Source organism: Blautia sp. JLR.GB0024 (assembly GCF_037000545.1).
GTDB classification, from domain to species: Bacteria; Bacillota; Clostridia; order Lachnospirales; family Lachnospiraceae; genus Blautia; species Blautia celeris.
This window is the reverse complement of the sequence record NZ_JBANBF010000019.1, coordinates 1-17,716: the sequence shown is the minus strand read 5'-3', so window position 1 is coordinate 17,716 and position 17,716 is coordinate 1. Positions and strand designations below refer to the sequence as shown.

The 17,716-nt window shown below is 36.5% G+C and carries 10 protein-coding genes; 7 read left to right on the top strand and 3 right to left on the bottom strand.

What is annotated here, in order from left to right; genetic code table 11:
- The first annotated feature begins 1 nt into the window (after position 1).
- From V8Q34_RS24435 to V8Q34_RS24415, 5 genes are all read left to right on the top strand, one after another.
- A complete protein-coding gene (locus tag V8Q34_RS24435; protein ID WP_317430648.1) occupies positions 2-1,390 on the top strand; it encodes a sugar transferase in 1,389 nt (462 codons plus the stop codon).
- Positions 1,387-2,139 carry a glycosyltransferase family 2 protein gene (locus tag V8Q34_RS24430; RefSeq protein ID WP_227211686.1) on the top strand — a complete coding sequence of 251 codons (753 nt, stop codon included), beginning with the start codon at positions 1,387-1,389 and terminating at the stop codon, positions 2,137-2,139. The genes V8Q34_RS24435 and V8Q34_RS24430 overlap by 4 nt, the downstream gene beginning before the upstream one ends.
- Positions 2,140-2,249: 110 nt before the next feature.
- Positions 2,250-2,645 (top strand): glycerol-3-phosphate cytidylyltransferase, encoded by a 396-nt coding sequence (gene tagD, locus V8Q34_RS24425; RefSeq protein ID WP_227211687.1) that lies wholly within the window; start codon positions 2,250-2,252, stop codon positions 2,643-2,645.
- Positions 2,646-2,663: 18 nt separating this feature from the next.
- Positions 2,664-3,446, top strand: coding sequence for an ABC transporter permease (locus V8Q34_RS24420; RefSeq protein WP_227211688.1), 783 nt, complete (start codon positions 2,664-2,666; stop codon positions 3,444-3,446).
- Between the two features lies 1 nt (position 3,447).
- Positions 3,448-4,182: an ABC transporter ATP-binding protein gene (locus V8Q34_RS24415; RefSeq protein ID WP_227211689.1), complete on the top strand. Its 735-nt coding sequence runs from the start codon at positions 3,448-3,450 to the stop codon at positions 4,180-4,182.
- Positions 4,183-4,230: 48 nt separating this feature from the next.
- On the opposite strand, the gene V8Q34_RS24410 is transcribed toward V8Q34_RS24415, so the two are convergent.
- Positions 4,231-5,496: a CDP-glycerol glycerophosphotransferase family protein gene (locus V8Q34_RS24410; RefSeq protein ID WP_335836493.1), complete on the bottom strand. Its 1,266-nt coding sequence runs from the start codon at positions 5,494-5,496 to the stop codon at positions 4,231-4,233.
- Between the two features lie 122 nt (positions 5,497-5,618).
- On the opposite strand from V8Q34_RS24410, the gene V8Q34_RS24405 reads away from it, so the two are divergent.
- Positions 5,619-8,036: a glycosyltransferase gene (locus V8Q34_RS24405; RefSeq protein ID WP_335836492.1), complete on the top strand. Its 2,418-nt coding sequence runs from the start codon at positions 5,619-5,621 to the stop codon at positions 8,034-8,036.
- 45 nt (positions 8,037-8,081) lie between these two features.
- Here V8Q34_RS24405 and V8Q34_RS24400 read toward each other — a convergent pair whose 3' ends face one another.
- Both V8Q34_RS24400 and V8Q34_RS24395 read right to left on the bottom strand, forming a co-directional pair.
- A complete protein-coding gene (locus V8Q34_RS24400) occupies positions 8,082-8,912 on the bottom strand; it encodes a hypothetical protein (protein ID WP_335836491.1) in 831 nt (276 codons plus the stop codon).
- 36 nt (positions 8,913-8,948) lie between these two features.
- Positions 8,949-10,007 carry a DUF6077 domain-containing protein gene (locus tag V8Q34_RS24395; RefSeq protein ID WP_156120891.1) on the bottom strand — a complete coding sequence of 353 codons (1,059 nt, stop codon included), beginning with the start codon at positions 10,005-10,007 and terminating at the stop codon, positions 8,949-8,951.
- A 221-nt stretch (positions 10,008-10,228) separates the two neighbouring features.
- On the opposite strand from V8Q34_RS24395, the gene V8Q34_RS24390 reads away from it, so the two are divergent.
- A partial coding sequence (locus V8Q34_RS24390; RefSeq protein ID WP_335836490.1) for an Ig-like domain-containing protein occupies positions 10,229-17,716 on the top strand: 7,488 nt, incomplete at its 3' end.

The following is a 17,716-nucleotide window of genomic DNA, read 5'->3' as shown; positions in this document are numbered from 1 at the left end:
TTTGAAAGCGTCAGACTTTTACAAAAGAATTCTTGTTTTTATACTGACGGCTTTGGTCGTCGTTGCACAGACATCTTTATTTGGAATTATCTGGTATAAGTATTATCGCAATTTAATATTTGAACCTTTCTGGAATAAGGGAAATTGGGCTTTAATAGCTCTTTATGCACTGATCTTGATTCTATTTTCAAGATTATATGGAGGGCTGAGAGTAGGATACCTAAAGAAGCTTGATATTATGTACTCTCTTACCCTGGCAACTTTGTGTACTAATGTAGTAGCATATTTACAGATTACACTGATCAATCGTTGGTTTTTATCTCCGGGACCTCTTTTTATAATAACGTTATTGGATATCGTGATCATAGTATTCTGGACACTGGGATCCGGCTATATTTATTCAAAAATATATAAGGCGCGAAGAATGCTGGTCATCTATGGTGACAGAGCACCGGATGAATTGATCAAGAAAATGAATTCCAGAAAAGATAAATATGATATCAGCGGTAAAGTGCATATCAGTGCAGGCGATAAAGAAATATATAAAATGATGCATGACTATGAAGCTGTTATTATATGGGATCTGCCTTCTCAGCTTCGCAACAAATATTTGAAGCATTGTTTTGCACACTCTGTCCGTTGTTACGTGACACCTAAAATATCTGATGTTATTTTACTGGGAACAGAGAGAATCCATTTATTTGATACGCCTCTCCTGGTATCCAAAAATATGGGGCTGACTGCCGGTCAGGCAATCATAAAAAGAAGTATTGACATTATAGTTGCAGTTACCGGAATTATTATCTCTTCCCCCATTATGCTCATATGTGCTGCGGCAGTTAAATGTTATGACAGGGGTCCGGTGTTTTATCGTCAGGAGCGTCTGACACTGCATGGCAGGGTTTTTCGTATCTTTAAATTCAGAAGTATGTGTGTGGATTCAGAAAAGAATGGGGCCAGATTAGCTTCAAAGAATGATTCCAGAATCACTCCAGTTGGAAAAGTATTGAGAAATCTTCATTTTGATGAACTGCCACAGTTGTTTAACGTCTTGAAAGGTGATATGTCTATTGTTGGCCCAAGGCCAGAGAGAAAGGCTATTCTAAGAGAATATCAAAGGGAGATTCCGGAATTCTATTATAGGCTGAAAGTAAAAGCCGGACTGACCGGTTATGCACAGGTTTATGGAAAATATAATACAACTCCTTATGACAAATTAAAACTAGATTTATTTTATATTGAAAACTATTCAGTTCTTCTGGATTTAAAGTTGATGCTGATGACTTTTAAGATTTTATTTCAGAAAGAAACTTCAGAGGGGGTTGAGGATACGCAGAAAAATGCACTGCTGGACTCCTGCGAGGAAGAAAAGGAAAAGAAAGAAGTATGACAGGCGAACCAATCGTGTCGGTAATCATGCCGGCATATCAGGCTGAAAAATATATCAAACAGGCAATAGAATCTGTTTGGATACAGGATGTCCCGTTGGAACTGATTGTGATTGATGACTGTTCATTTGACAGTACCCGGGACATTTTAAAATTATATATGGAACGTTCTGATTTTCAGTTAATCAGAAATAAAGGTAATTTGGGAGCTGCTGCATCGCGTAATAAAGGAGTAGAAGCTGCTAAAGGTAAATTCATTGCTTTTTTGGATGCAGATGATTGGTGGGAACCAGGAAAACTGAAGGAACAGCTGAGGATTATGAAGCAGACGGGAAGTGTAATGTGTTCCACTGGCAGAGAGTTGATGAAACCAGATGGAAGCAGTACCGGTAAAAAAATTGGAGTAGCCTCTGAAGTTACTTATAAAAAACTGCTGAAGCATAATAGTATCAATTGTTCTTCCGTATTGATAAGAAAAGATGTGGCAATGGAATTTCCTATGTGCTATGACAATAGCCATGAAGACTATATAACATGGTTAAAGGTATTGAGAAAATATGGCTGTTGTGCAGGAATCAATTATCCTTATTTAAAATATCGTCTCAGTCAGGGAGGAAAGTCCCGGAATAAAATCAAATCTGCCCGTATGACGTTTGAAGTATATCGTTATATGGGCTATGGTCCCTTAAAAAGCTGTATTTTTTTTATGTCATACGCGGTTCACGGTGTTCTTAAATATATGGGGATTTGATTGAATTATGGGTACAGAGTTGAAAAGACGTATTTTATGTGGTATAATCGATAAGATTGTTTTAGTGTTCAGTTGTGGCTGATAAAAAACTATGTTTAAGGAGATAAAAAATGAAGCGAGTAATTACTTATGGTACATTTGATTTACTGCATTATGGACATATTAACTTATTACGCCGGGCAAAACAGCAGGGCGACTATTTGATTGTTGCATTATCTACCGATGAATTTAACTGGAATGAAAAGCAAAAAAAATGTTATTTTTCCTATGAAGAAAGGAAGCAGCTGCTTGAGGCAATCCGATACGTGGATTTGGTTATTCCGGAAGAAAATTGGGAGCAGAAAAAGACGGATGTAAAAGAATACCATGTAGATACTTTTGTTATGGGAGATGATTGGGTTGGTAAATTTGATTTTCTAAAGGAAGAAGGCTGCGAGGTGGTTTATCTGCCGAGAACACCGGAAATATCAACGACACAGATTAAAAATGATTTAAATAAGCACTGACGGGCTGGATTATAAATTATGAAAAGATTTAGAGATGATTTAAAAAAGTATTATAAATACGCAAAATATTCAGCAAAGTCAGATTTGAAGGCAGAGGTGGCAAGTTCATATCTGAATTGGCTGTGGTGGATTTTGGACCCGCTGCTGTTTATGCTGGTATACACGTTTATTGCAATTATAGTATTCCGGAGTGGAGTTCAGTATTTTCCTGTATTTGTATTCATTGGTTTGACTTTGTGGAATTTTTTTAATAAGACAGTTATCGGCAGTGTGAAAATTGTCCGTAATAACAGTGCTATTGTCACAAAGGTCTATATACCTAAATTCGTTTTGATACTTCAGAAAATGATGGTTAACGGATTCAAAATGTTGGTGTCGTTTGCGCTTGTCATCGTTATGATGGTGATATATCAGATTCCAGTAACATGGAATATTTTATACATGATTCCAATATTATTGGTTTTAGGACTGTTGACTTTTGGCATATGTTGTTTCATGCTGCATTTTGGTGTATTTGTGGATGACCTTTACAATGTTATGAATGTTGTTCTGCGCCTTGTATTTTATATGTCTGGTATCTTTTATTCAATCGGGGATCGTGTTCCGGAGCCATTTAGAAGTATTCTTCTGAAATGCAATCCGGTTTCTATGCTTATGGAATCATCCAGGAGATGTATGATTTATTCCGGCGCACCCTATCGTAAACTTATCCTGGTCTGGGGAATAATAGGAATACTGTTATGTATACTGGGGATTAGACTGATTTATAAATATGAAAACAGTTATGTAAAGGTGATGTAATATGGAGCGGGAAATTGCGTTAGAAGTTAATGATTTAAGAATTACTTATAAATGCCTGAAATCTTTTTCTATTAAACAAAGTTTATTGAAGTTTAAAAAGGCAAAAACAGAAGTGTATGAAGCGGTTCGTGGAGTATCCTTTTCATTGCCGAAAGGAGAGATTCTGGGTATTGTAGGTAAAAATGGCAGTGGAAAATCTACTATGCTTAAGGCCATTGCAGGTATTTTTTCACCTGATTCAGGGATAATAGATTTACACGGAAACAGCGTTTCTCTGCTGTCTATTGGAGTCGGTTTTCAGAAGAAGCTCACAGGACGGGAGAATATATTATTGTCAGGCATGCTTTTGGGATTTTCTGAGGAGCAGGTTCGGGAAAAGATGGATGAAATTATTGAATTTGCGAATCTTGGAAAATTTATAGATATGCCAGTTAAGACTTATTCCAGTGGTATGCATTCAAAACTTGCATTTTCAATTACCGCAATATTAGAGGCAGACATTATATTGATTGATGAGGTACTCAGTGTTGGAGATGCAAGATTCAAAAAGAAAAGCTATAATAAAATGAAAGAACTTATTTCTAATAAAGACAGAACAGTGCTGATCGTATCTCATAGTACTCAGACGTTGAAGGAGTTGTGTACAAGTATATTGTGGCTCCATGATGGAGAGATGAAGATGATTGGAGAGACGGATGAAGTACTGACAGCGTATGATGAGTTTATGAGTAATTGAGAAAAGGCAGAGAGTAAATGTGTGCCCACATTTATCCTCTGCCTTTTATTAGGCTTCCGGTTTGATACAGGTGTTGACCACTCGTTCTGCAGCGTTTCCATCATCCAGATAATTATAGGTGTCACAGAAAATCTGATATGATGCGGAATACTGTTTAGTGATTGTATCTATATTATATACAGCATCTAAAAGTGCCTCTTCTGTTTTAATAATAGGCCCTGGAAGTTCTTTTAAATCTATATAAAAATCACGTACGTTGTTTTGATAATCATCTAGATCATACATATAGAACAGTATGGGTCTGTGTAAATTTGCATAATCAAAGAATACGCTGGAATAATCAGTGATCAGGATATCACTGATTACATAGAGAAGGTTTACATCGTCTAACTGTGAGTAATTAAAAACTTTCCCTTCGTATCCTGATAGATTGATCTTTGATGCTACTAAATAATGGAGCCTCATGATAATGACATAATCATCACTTATAGTCTGCATAAATTTAGAAAAATGGTTTTCTACATCCAGAGTGTTGCCCACACCTAAAGCAAACTGATTATCTCTCCACGTTGGTGCATATAAAATAACCTTTTTATCTGTTGGAATCTTTAGTTCCTTTTTTATGGTATAAATATCGTCCGGTTTATAATTTAAGAGAAAGTCATTCCTGGGATAACCTGTTTCAATAAGAATGTGTTCTTTATGAAGTTGATCCAAACCAAAAGCTGTAGTGAACACCTTTGTACAAAATTCTGAGGGAGAGACAAAGTAATCATATCCTTTAGCATCATTCAGATACATCCTATGACTTTTTTTCTGGGAAGCAGTCGCATTTCCTTCTATTTTAAGATCTATACCTATCTTTTTTAAAGGAGTACCATGCCAAGTTTCAATTACTATTTGATCCTTCTTCTTGGTCATAAAAGGCTGAGTTCTCCAGTTTGTCACCCAATATTTGGCTTTGGAGAAATATTCATAATATTTTTTTGATTTATACTCGACTAAAATAGTTCGCGGATCTGTAAATTCTTTTTTTATTTGTTTTAACTTACCAGATCTGAACGCCCATACAAAAGTGAAGTTTGAAAAACGAGGATCATTAATGACATAATTATAGATCGCCTTAGGGCTGCAGGCGTATTGCTTACCTATAAAAGATTCAAAAATGATTATATTACTATTGGTTGGATTTTGACTGCGTATTTTTTTGTATTTAAAATACATATAAGTTTCAGCTGCTGTTTCATATAATTTTTTAAAAAAATAGTTTTTGTTTTTAAAGTGCCCTAAAATTTTTTTGATTATCTTTTTCATAATACCATCCTTTTATAATAAATTACAGTATTTATAATATCATATTCTTGGTATTGGTGCAATTAGATTGAAATAAAAATAAAAATATGATAGAATAAATACGATTTTATGCGGAGGAAAAAATGATGAAAAAGATATTAAAGAAGATCAAAAAATATTTAAGAAAAATAAAAAATATACTACGTTCATCGTGGTATATTCATTATTACTATCAGCCTGGATTAAATGAAAAAGTGATTTTATTTGATTCAAAAAATGGTAAAGATATTGGGGGGAATATACTTAGACTGGCACAGGAATTATCAGATTCTCCTGACTATAAAGAATATAAGTTGTATTTTTCAAGTAATAATAATAAAAAAGAGCAGTTACAAGAAATATTAAATTGTTATAATATAAAAAACGTAAAAATCGTAAAAGAAGCAGGATTTAAACATTATAAATTACTTGCAAAAGCAAAATATTTAATTACAGATACAACTTTCCCTTTTGAATTTATAAAAAAAGAAGGACAGATAATAACAAACACATGGCATGGAACACCGTTAAAAAAAATGGGGAAAGATATTGATAATCAGGCGTACACAATGGGAAATGTTCAAAAAAGTTTTTTGGTATCAGATTACTTACTATATCCAAGCGATTATATGAAAGACATAATGATTCATGCTTATTGTCTGGATAATTTGTATAAAGGTAAGATAATATGTTCAGGATATCCGAGAAACTCAATTTTCTTTTACCCTGAAAAAGGAAAGGAACTACGGAAGAAGCTTGGATTAGAAACTAAGAAAGTATATGCTTATATGCCAACATGGCGTGGGGTAGGTGAAAAAGTCAAAGCAGAGAATCAGCTTGTTATTCTAGAAAATTATCTGAATCAGCTTGATAATATTTTGAATGAAGATGAACTTTTTTTGGTTCGGCTTCACCCGTTTGTGGCAAAGTCCATTGATTATAGTAAGTTTCAACATATAACTACATTCCCAGAAGGATACGAACCATATGACATCCTGAATATGGTAGATTGTCTGGTTACAGATTACTCAAGTGTATTTTTTGACTTTGCTAATTCAGATAAAAAAATAATACTTTTTGCATATGATAAAGAAGAATATTTTGACGATAGGGGAATTTATGTAGAGCTGGATGATTTACCCTTTCCTCAGGTATATGATGTGCCGGATTTGATAAAAGAACTTAGAACACCAAAGAATTATAATGATACTGAGTTTAAAAAAATATATTGTCAGTATGATAGAAAGGATGCAGCAGCCAGTATATGCAAACACATAATTAAAGGGGAAAAAGTGTTTGAGGAAGTAACAATAGAAGGGAATGGAAAGGATAATATTTTAATATGCTGTGGGGGATTGGCACGAAATGGTTTAACAACTGCATTTTTAAATTTGTTGGAGCATATAGATAGAGATAAGAGAAACTATTTTGTGACCTTTATAAAGGGTGATTTAAAGCGGGATCCTTTAAGAGTTAAGCAGTTGCCAGATTGGGTTGGCATTGTGCCAATATCAGGTTTCTTTGGCAGAACATTTTTAGAGGTATTGGCAACGGCATTGTATTTTAGGAAATGTAAAAAGAATGATTGGATAATTAAGTATGTAGATCGATATTATTCAAGAGAATATTATAAATACTATGGTTGTTGTGATTATAAATATGTAGTACATTATTCTGGTTACGGAGAAAAATTAATCACCTTATTTCAAAATGCGGATGCAAAAAATATATTATTTGTTCATAGTGATATGATTAAGGAATTAGAGGTCAGATCAAACCAGCATGAACTTACAATCAAACGTGCATATGCCCAATATCATAAGGTTGTACCAATTAGTAAAGGTATATATGAGCCAACATTTAAATTGGGAGGGAATGCAGATAATATTCAGGTTGTAAATAATTATCACGATTATCAAGCAGTAATTAGAAAAAGTGAAAAAGAAATAGAGTTTGATGATAGTACGGTTAGTACTGTGTCAATAGACGAGTTGAACAGTATTTTGGAAAATGCTGAGGAGAAATTTATAACTATAGGTCGTTTTTCTGTAGAAAAAGGACATAAAATGTTGATAGAAGCTTTTGATAGATACTATGAAAAAAATAAAACCGGATATTTAATTATTATAGGTAGCTACGGTGCTTTATATAATGAGACGCTGCAATACTCACAGAGTTTAAAAAGTAGTGGAAGAATTATTATAATTCGCTATATGAGTAATCCTATGTCGGTATTAAAGAAGTGTGATGCGTTTATTTTATCCTCTTTATATGAAGGAATGCCTTTTGTCGTCTTAGAAGCAGATACATTGGGGATACCTGTAATCTCTACTGATATTCCAGGGCCAAGAGGATTTATGGAGGAACATGGAGGATATCTGGTTGAAACTAGCGCTGATGGAATTTATGAAGGTATGCTTGCGTTTTCGCGTGGTGAAATTAAAGCGATGAATGTAGATTATGAGGTATATAATCAGTTGGCTGTAAATCAATTTGAAGACTTGTTTACAGAAAATGCTTAAAAGGAAAAGCCAGGGAAATTATTTTCCCTGGCTTTTCCTTTATATCTATACCGGGGCTTCATACACCACATACCCTTCACATACGCCAACATTTATAAAACCGTTTTTTTGCAGAAAATCATTTACAGGTGAAGAATCATCTAAAATGATGTAGTCAGTCTCAGTGTTTTTTATTGCATCCAAAAAGCTGTCTGTTTGAGTAGTATCATTATAGTAGATAACCTCCATTATAGCGTCCTGTGTTTTATAACTGGCTTTTTCTTCATTTATATTAAAATTAGGATTGCCCAACCGATAAAGCAGGGTATCCCTGTCAAGGGTAAGCTGTAAAGAAGGATCATATTGTCGGATTAACATATGAACGGTAACATCCGGTGCCACAATTTTAGGATTCTCTTCTTTAGAATCCCTGTGAATAATATCGCATATCTCTAACAGACTGTCAGGCACTTTATAGAGATTTTCAGGTATGGAAAGATCTTTGAAAATATTTTTTATAGGACTTCCCGTTAAAGTTACCAGTATAACTAATATAATAGAAATAACGCAGTAACCTAATTTACTTTTCGTATGATCAAGTATATTTATACAGCAATATCCAAGTAAGAGACTGACTGGAAGCAGCCAGAAAAACCTATAATAAATTTTATCAGAACCAAGTTTGCTGAAAATATATTTAACAAAAATAGGATTATAAATAGTCAAAAACAGAAACGCGGTATAAATCAAGAATAGATTTGTACTGTGTTTTTTTCGACAGAAAAACCATAAAATACAGGCAGCAAAAAAACCGAAAAAACAGATATTGCCCCAGTAATTATTTAAACAGACCTTGACAAAACTAAGGCCGAGCTCATCTATATTTACATCACCCATGTTCTAAACTCCTTAATTTGTGTAATGATTAAAATGCTAAATCGAAAATGAAAGTATACCTTTCGTATAAAGCAGATAAATAAATCCTGTCATCAAATTTGGAAGAGTATATAAGATATACCACCCAAGACTTCGGTATTGCTTTTTTATAAATATGACAGTTAGAAAACCTGCGCTGACTGCCAGTGGTACGATCAGCATGGAAGAAGAGCTGAAAGTTACACTGCTCAGTGTGATAAAGAAAAGCAGGAATTTATAAAACAAAGGACTTTTTCCTCTGTATATCTGCAGACAGCACAGGATAATTCCTGTAATGATAGTATTGGCAAGAACAGCCTTTCCTTCATAGGTTCTTAAGAGCAAAAAATTTGCAGAAGTATAAATTGTGTTGCTGTATAGGTTAATAAGGAAAATCCAGAACACAAAAAGTGCTGATTTTTTGCGATTATTTTCGGTCAGTATCATACCTACCTGGTAGTATAGAATATTAGTGACAAGGATAATTATCTGAGGCATTATGACTTTAGCCTGTTTTAGTGCGTGCAGATTAAAAAACTTGGATATGACTGCATTATAATCAGGAAAACAGGAAAACAGGTAACGGACATTAAAGCGTGACAGTTCCGCTCCGGTATAGGGATTGAATAGACCGAGGCTGTTTTTATAAACGTCAGTTGCTGCTTTTCCAACATAATAACTGGCATCAGCACTGTTGTCCATATGAGTGAAAACGATCAGCATCTGAATCAGTATACTTGCAAATAATATAAGTAGTGTCCATGTGCTTTCTTGGAAAAATTTGGGAGAGCACACGACTGCGCTTTTCCAATCTCTGCGGCAGAAGTATATGGCCAGTAAAACAATAATGCAAGAGAAAGTCATCCAGATAACTGTTAAAAAAGTCAGTGGAAGACGTAATAGTGTACAGGGAAGAGCAAAAAGTTCAAACAGGGCAAAGTTAATAAAGAATCCACAGGATAAAGTAAAGAAAATGGAGTTTTGTACCTGTTTAAAAAAATGCAAAAAAAGAGAACCAAAACAAAAAAAGACTAATATTTGAAATAAAAAAATCAAACCAATTATTATAATGTTCAAGATACTGTACCTCATTAAAGTTTTGTTCTATTTTATCATAATAATTGAAATTTGAAAACTGATATTATTAAAATACTTTTCGATTGCTTGTACCTGCCCAACCCCAGTGGTATAATTAATATAAATATTTAATAATTATGTAAGAGGATTCTAAACGAAGGGAGGATTATAAGAATTATGCAGTAATTGTATTTTGAGGGGAGAGAAAGGAGAAAAGAAAGATGAAGAAAAGATTTCAAAGAGTTATGGCCTGGATGTTGACTGTCCTGATGATATTGACTTACATACCAACAGATGTATGGGCCGATGGTCAGAATGTACAGGAGAATACAGTACAGCAGGAGGAGACAGATTCAGCAGGGTTAAACGATGTGAATAAGGAAGAATCCGGTGAATCGGAAGATAATGATCAGGAGAAGAAAAACGATGTATTGTCAGAAGATGCAGAAGGGAATGCAGAAACGGACAGTATAGATGATAACAGTGTGACAATGCTGGCAAATGAGCAGGTAACAGTGGAGTCTCTGGAAATCATATCCATGCCATACAGAACCAGTTATTACTGTGGATTCGAGGAGATTGAACCATATGTCTCTATATATGGTATTGAACTTCTGGCATCTTATAGTAATGGACATACAGAAACTATAACTGCTGATTATACAGAGAGTCCTCAGGACAGTTATGGAAACATGCTGTATTTGGAGAAAGACAGCAGATGGCTGGAGACGCCGGGAGAATATGAGATAATACTGCATCTGGGCGATGCCGAGGCAAAAGTTCCGATCAAGACGCAGGACGTGTTTGAAACGGCACCTGTATTATATGAACAGGATACAGAACTGAAGTTTGAAAAAGATACTTCCGGAAACTGGTGTACATGGGCAGTAATAAAGCCTTCAGAAACAGGCACATATGCATTGGAGCGGAATTTTGATAATACGCGTCTGGAAATGTATAAGTCTGATGGTACATTTGTGGGAGGATATTGGGGGGCAGTATCCAGGTGGAAATTAGAGGCCGGTGAATCCTATGTCTGTTTCTGCAGAGATTATGATTATTCTGAGGACAATTTATACAAGGCTTCTTTACAAAAGACAACTGCGGTTGAAAAGGTTGAGATTATCCGTCAGCCATATAGTACCTCTTATGTTCAGGAGCTGGACCGCCAGTTTGGCTTCTCGTCAGAAGGAATTGGATTGAGAGTCACATATGATAATGGTGATACCACGTTCCTGGGCTATGATGAGGATGGAAATTATATAGATGAGGACAAGTATGGAAATTATTATTGGCAGAGAGAGTCAGATTGGGATGAAATCATCTCTAAGCCGGGAATTTATGATGTGCATGTAGGCGTTGATGAAGTGGAGGCGGATGAGCCTGTTAAAATCCAGGTACTGCCTCTTGAGAATATTCCTCAGATAACAGAAGCAAATTATTTTTCCATAGGTATGTCAAAGGAGAAAAGAGAGTGGAAAAAAGTAGTTCCAAGCAAGAGTGGGCAATATAATATAAGCGTTTCAGAGTGGACCTATATCTATATATTGGATGAAAATTTTGAACAGATAGATGCTGACTATGCTATGGATATGTCGGCACCTATGGATGCCGGTAAAACATATTATATTTGTTTTCAAAGCGATAATTTAAGAGAATATGCCGGAATCGTACAATCAGTACCACAGGTAACAGCACTTACCATGCTCCAGGAGCCAGTCAAGAAGAAATACATTAAAAATTTAGATTATAATTATTATCTGAATGACCTGGAATTGGAACTGACCTATGAAGATGGAAGTACCTATACCATGTCATGGGATGAAATTGGAGAGAATGGAGACTGGAAAGACTCATACGGTAATTATCTCAGAGTAAAGATTCTTAAGGATGGCAGTGAGGGTGAGTGGACAAGCGAAGCAGGTACCTATGAAATGGTATTGTCCGTTCAGGAACAAAGTGTAAGCCTGGAAATAGCGGTAGAAGAGATCAGCAGTGAAAATGTCCCTGTTTTGACAGATACTGATCAGGAGTTTTTCTATGAAGAGGCAGGAAATACTTATGTGCAATTTGTACCGGAAGAGGACGGCGTTTACGGACTGAGATTTCAGAACCCTGTGAACTGCCGTAAATATAATCAGGAAACAGGCGGTTACGAGTATTGTGATGGCCAACAGATTAATCTGGCATTAAGCGGCGGAACAGCCTGCTATCTGGAAATAAGCAAAATGTATGAGGAGGATGTAAGCTTTGTCGCCAGAGTGGAAAGAATCCCTGAACTGGAAAGCGTTACTATTGTTTCTGAACCGGTAGAAACCTCATATATATTGGGATTGACGGATGGAGAAATAATTTTAGATGGAATGAAGCTGCAGCTTAACTACAGGGACGGAGAAACTACATATATAAATTACAAAAAGGATGAGTATAATCAGGATAAATATGGCACACAGGTAATATATCAGGGATTAAAAGATGTCAATGGTGAGGTGACAAAGCCGGGTATTTATAAAGCAGAAATACAGATAGGTACTATTGTAAAAGAGGTACAGATCACCATAAAATCTCTTTCTGAAATAGAACCCATAAACCTGGAAGCGGGAAACACCGTAGAAGGAAAAACGGGGATTGGATTTCAGTATTTCAGTTTTACTGCACCAGAAACGAAAGACTATTATATAAAAATGGATGAAGAAAGACATGTGCTCTGGAAGGAGAAAGATGCCGGAGCATTGAATTCCATGTGGACAGATAATGGTTTGCTGAAGTTTAAAGGCGGCAGAACTTATATATTGGCAGTTGAATTTCGGGAAGAGAGCAATTATAAGATAACGGCTGGTCAAATTCCGGAAATCAAAGCTTTACAGATCAAACAACCTCCGCGTACTGAGTATTATTACGGTTTGCAGAAAAGCCTGGAAGATTATGAACTCAGATATGAAGTGATTTATGAAAATGGTGAGAAAGAGGTCCTTTCCAGATATGAAACATCGAAATATGGTATGAATTTATCAGAGGAGAGTCCGTTTGATCAGTGGAATCTAAAAGATGAAAAGGGTAATCTCCCGGTAGGAGATTACCAGATGATATACAGACTGGGGACGGCCAGTATGAATGTAACAATTTCGGTACTTTCCCTGGATGGTCTTGACAGCTTGAAAGAAGGGGGATATCAGTTTCTGACAGGGGATCAGGTGTTACGGTTTGTACCGAAAGAGACGGGAAACTACCGTCTGATGTTCCGGGTGACCGGTAACATAACAGTATATGATTCTGAATATGAATACTATTGCGGCGATTCTTACTGCAGCGATATACTTATAGAATCAATGGAGAAGGATAAGACGTATTATTTTATGTTGCAAGATACCCACAGTTCAAACATGGACCAAGCGGTAATGATTGAAAAAGAAAAGACAGTGGTCAGCCTGCAGGCAGATACCTCAAACATACAGACGGTATATCGCCAGTATCTGGACAATGTTAATTTTGATGAGCTTTATTTAAAAGCTATATATGATGATGGCACCAGGGAAACAATTTATAATTATAGTTCAGGAGTTTCCATAGATTTTCAGACTGTAGGATTTCCTTTGGAAAAAGTGGGTACTTACCCTGTAACAATTTCTTACAAAGGAGCAGAAACTACATTTAATATTGAATGTGTTCCAGCGGATACAGGGGAGTTAGCTCTGCTGGAGGAAGATGAAACCAATATAATACCATTCTTAATGGATGAAGCCAGAAAGACTGTACGATTTATTCCATCTCAGACCTCTAAGTATGTGTTCTCTGCAAGAGATGGATATCATGATGAGAGTATACAGATTTGGGATGATACCGGAAACTGTATTGTAGAGAAAACAGATTGGCTCGATCATGGTGTGGCAGTTGATTTGGTAGGGGGAAAAGAATATCTCATTAGTTTGACATCGGGCTACAAGTGCAGTGTGGAATTAAAGGTTTCCAGGATATCTGATAAGATTGTAAACATGCAATTTGATAAATCCTCCATAAAAGATTATTATTTGTATGATGACTGGGGACCAGGGAGTGATGAATATGCAATTGCGGTTGATGTTGAATATGAAAGCGGAGAAAAAGAAATACTGAAAAGCGGTCAAAAAGGAAAATACGGAGCTGCCATGACGATATCAGTCAGACAAAATGGCAGGGAAGATAATAAAGTTACAGCTTCGTATCTTGACCACAGTATAGACGGAACACTGAATCTGTGTACAATAGAAAACGCACCACTTGATATAGTTAAGTTGGGAAAAAATACCTTAGATGTAAACCGCCAAGTGATCTATTACAAATTTACGCCGGAGGAAGATGGAATTTATAAATATAGCGTGAATTATGATATGATTACGCAGACCTCCCGTTTTACGAGTGCGGATGGCAGCAGCCAGACAGAATTAAAAAAGGGAACCACATATTATCTGAAGCATTATATTGCTCCTGAAACCAAGCGTGTAGAAATCACTGTTGAGAAGGTAAAAGAAGTCAGCAAGATAGAAATTAAGAGGAAACCTGACAAGACAGTTTATGCAGCAGATTGGGATTATAATGTGGAGAATGAGGGTCTGGTAATACATGCTGTTTATTCGGACGGTACAAGCAGAGATATAGCACTTGAGGACCTTGCTTTTGAAGGATTTTCAGTTGATTACCCGGGTATAGAAAGCTCTCTTTATAATACAGAACCTGGAGACTATAAAGGAGTGGTGAGCTGGAGAGATGTATCGGCATCTTTTGATATAAAAGTTTTGTCTTTAAAAGACATTTCACAGGAAGTTAAGGAAAATGAGATACAAACTTCTGAAAGCAAAGGACGTAAACTGTATAAATTCATGCCCCAAAAGGATGGCATCTATTGGTATGTTTCTGATGTATATACTGCGGTAAGAGATGAATCCGGATACGAAGCTGACATACTTTATACACAGCAGATGGGATTTCAGAAGCTTATGCGGCTGAAAAAAGGAAAATGGTACTTTTTTAGTGTGGATTTCACAACCAGTAACCAGAAGTTCTGCATCTGTCCACAAAAATCAGTCGCGGATATCCAGGTGAAAAACAATACGGTTACAGTGATGGAAAATTCCAGTTTATACAGTCTGGAAGAAGATGCAGTAATCATTTATGAAGATGGTTCAAAGGATACTATAAATTTTGGCGAGGTATTGGATACAGGCGGTTCTCTTGAGCTGATTTCCCTCAAGGGAACGAGAGTTATAGGAAAACAGCCAATCGTGCTGAAGTTTTTAGATAAAATGATAAACTGTACACTTAATGTGATTCCTGAAGAAGAATATGAAATGAAAGAATTTAAAATAGGGGAATCACAGAGCTTGGAACAGAGCTGGGTTTACTTCAAATTCAGGACATCTGATAAGCCTTATTACAGGTTTTTTACAGACTCAGAAGAAAGTGTGAGACTACAGTTTTATTCCAAAGGCTATATCAACACTAGTCATTTGATGCCGGTTTATGCGAGCAAGGATGTACCTGCAATTGTTAAGCTGGAACCAAACACAACCTATCGATTGAGTATTAATGGAAAGGCTGGTGATTCATTAAGCGCGGTCGGAGTATCAGGGCTTGAAAAAATTGAAGTACTCAATAAGGGACAGGAAGAATTATTCCAGGGCGAATATATCAACCAGGATACAATTGAGGCCTATTACTATGGTTCAAAGCTTAAAATAACAGATACAGATGGAAATTCCTGGACAGAAGTTTATAATCCTTATATGAATAGGAGTATAATTCAGGTAGGATTAGAACAGCAGGCCGGAATAGAAAAGTCAGGAAAATGTAAGACGTGGATTGATTACTGCGGTAAAAAAATCACACAAACACTTCCAATTACAGCTATTTCCAAGTCGAAAAATCTGATAGATTTGGGAGATGGGGCTAAAAGTCAATTTAAACGAAATGCATCAAGGTGGAAACAGGTATATAAAATAACTCCAAGTATGGATGGAGCCTACAAAATCAATATGAACACATTGGAGCCTGTCTGGAATGTGGAGATTAAGTTAGTAGATGAAGAAGGGCAGAAACTGATTGACACCCAGAATAATATAGGAAAAGCGTTTGCTATGGAAGAATCACTGACAAAGGGAAAAAGTTATTATTTAATTATTACGTCATACCCATTGCTTACCGGTGAACAGACAGCATCCGTGGAATTCCTTCCGAAAACAATTCTGGTACCGGTTAAAGAGGTTAAGTTAAATGCTGCTCAGCTGAATTTTGCAAAACTAAATGAAACAAAACAGCTGACAGCATCTGTGACACCGGAAAATGCAACGAATAAAACCGTCATCTGGACAACAAGCAATGAAAAAGTTGCGCAGGTGTCCAACGGAAAAGTGACATCTAAGGGGCCCGGAACCTGCACAATTACAGCGAGTGCAGGAGGTATATCAGCAATCTGCAAAGTGAGTGTGAAATCTCCTGCAGAAAAAATAACTTTAAACAAAACTTCTGCGACAGTTTATACTGGGAAAACGTATACTCTGGTACCTGATTTGACGCCGTCCAACAGTACAGATTCTGTAACATGGACTTCATCAAATACAAAAGTGGCAAAAGTATCATCTAAAGGCGTTGTGACCGGAGTAGCAAAGGGAACTGCCACAATCACTGCAAAGACAACCAGTGGAAAAACGGCTGCCTGTAAAGTGACAGTGAAAATAGCAGCAACAAAGGTGACACTGTCCAAGACGTCAGTGACTGTGAACAAAGGAAAAACATATACACTGAAAGCCACTATGTCACCGTCAGGTGCAAATGACAGTCTGCAGTGGAGCAGTTCAAACAGTAAAGTGGCAAAAGTTTCCACTTCCGGTGTTGTGACCGGAGTTGCCAGAGGTTCAGCAACGATAACTGTAAAGACAGGAAGTGGAAAAACAGCTTCCTGTAAAGTGACAGTAAAAGTACCTTCCACAAAAGTGTCTTTAAGTAAAACTTCGGTTTCTTTAAATAAGGGAAAAACATATACCCTGAAAGGCACTATGTCACCAAGTGACAGTACAGACAGTCTGAAATGGAGCAGTTCAAATACAAAAGTGGCGAAAGTATCCTCTTCGGGTGTGGTGACCGGAGTGAAAAAGGGAAGCGCTGTGATTACAGTGAAGACTACCAGCGGAAAAACAGCTACCTGCAAAGTGACAGTAAAAATTCCATCTACCAAAGTAACTATGAGTAAGACTTCCATTTCCGTTAATGTTGGAAAAACCTATACTTTAAAAGGAACCATGTCACCAAGCAATACAACGGATACTTTGAAGTGGAGCAGTTCTGATACTAAGATTGCAAAAGTATCTTCAACAGGTGTAGTCACAGCCGTGGCAAAAGGAAGTGCTACGATCACGGTAAAGACCACCAGCGGAAAGACAGCTACCTGTAAAGTTACGGTAAAAGTACCGTCCACCAAAGTGACCATGAGCAAAACTTCCGTGTCGATCAATGTGGGAAAAACCTATATCCTGAAAGGGACTATGTCACCCAGTAATACAACGGATACTTTGAAGTGGAGCAGTTCCAATACCAAGATAGCCAAGGTATCCTCAACAGGTGTAGTCACAGCCGTGGCAAAAGGAAGTGCTACGATCACGGTAAAGACCACCAGCGGAAAGACAGCTACTTGTAAAGTTACGGTAAAAGTACCGTCCACTAAAGTGACCATGAGCAAG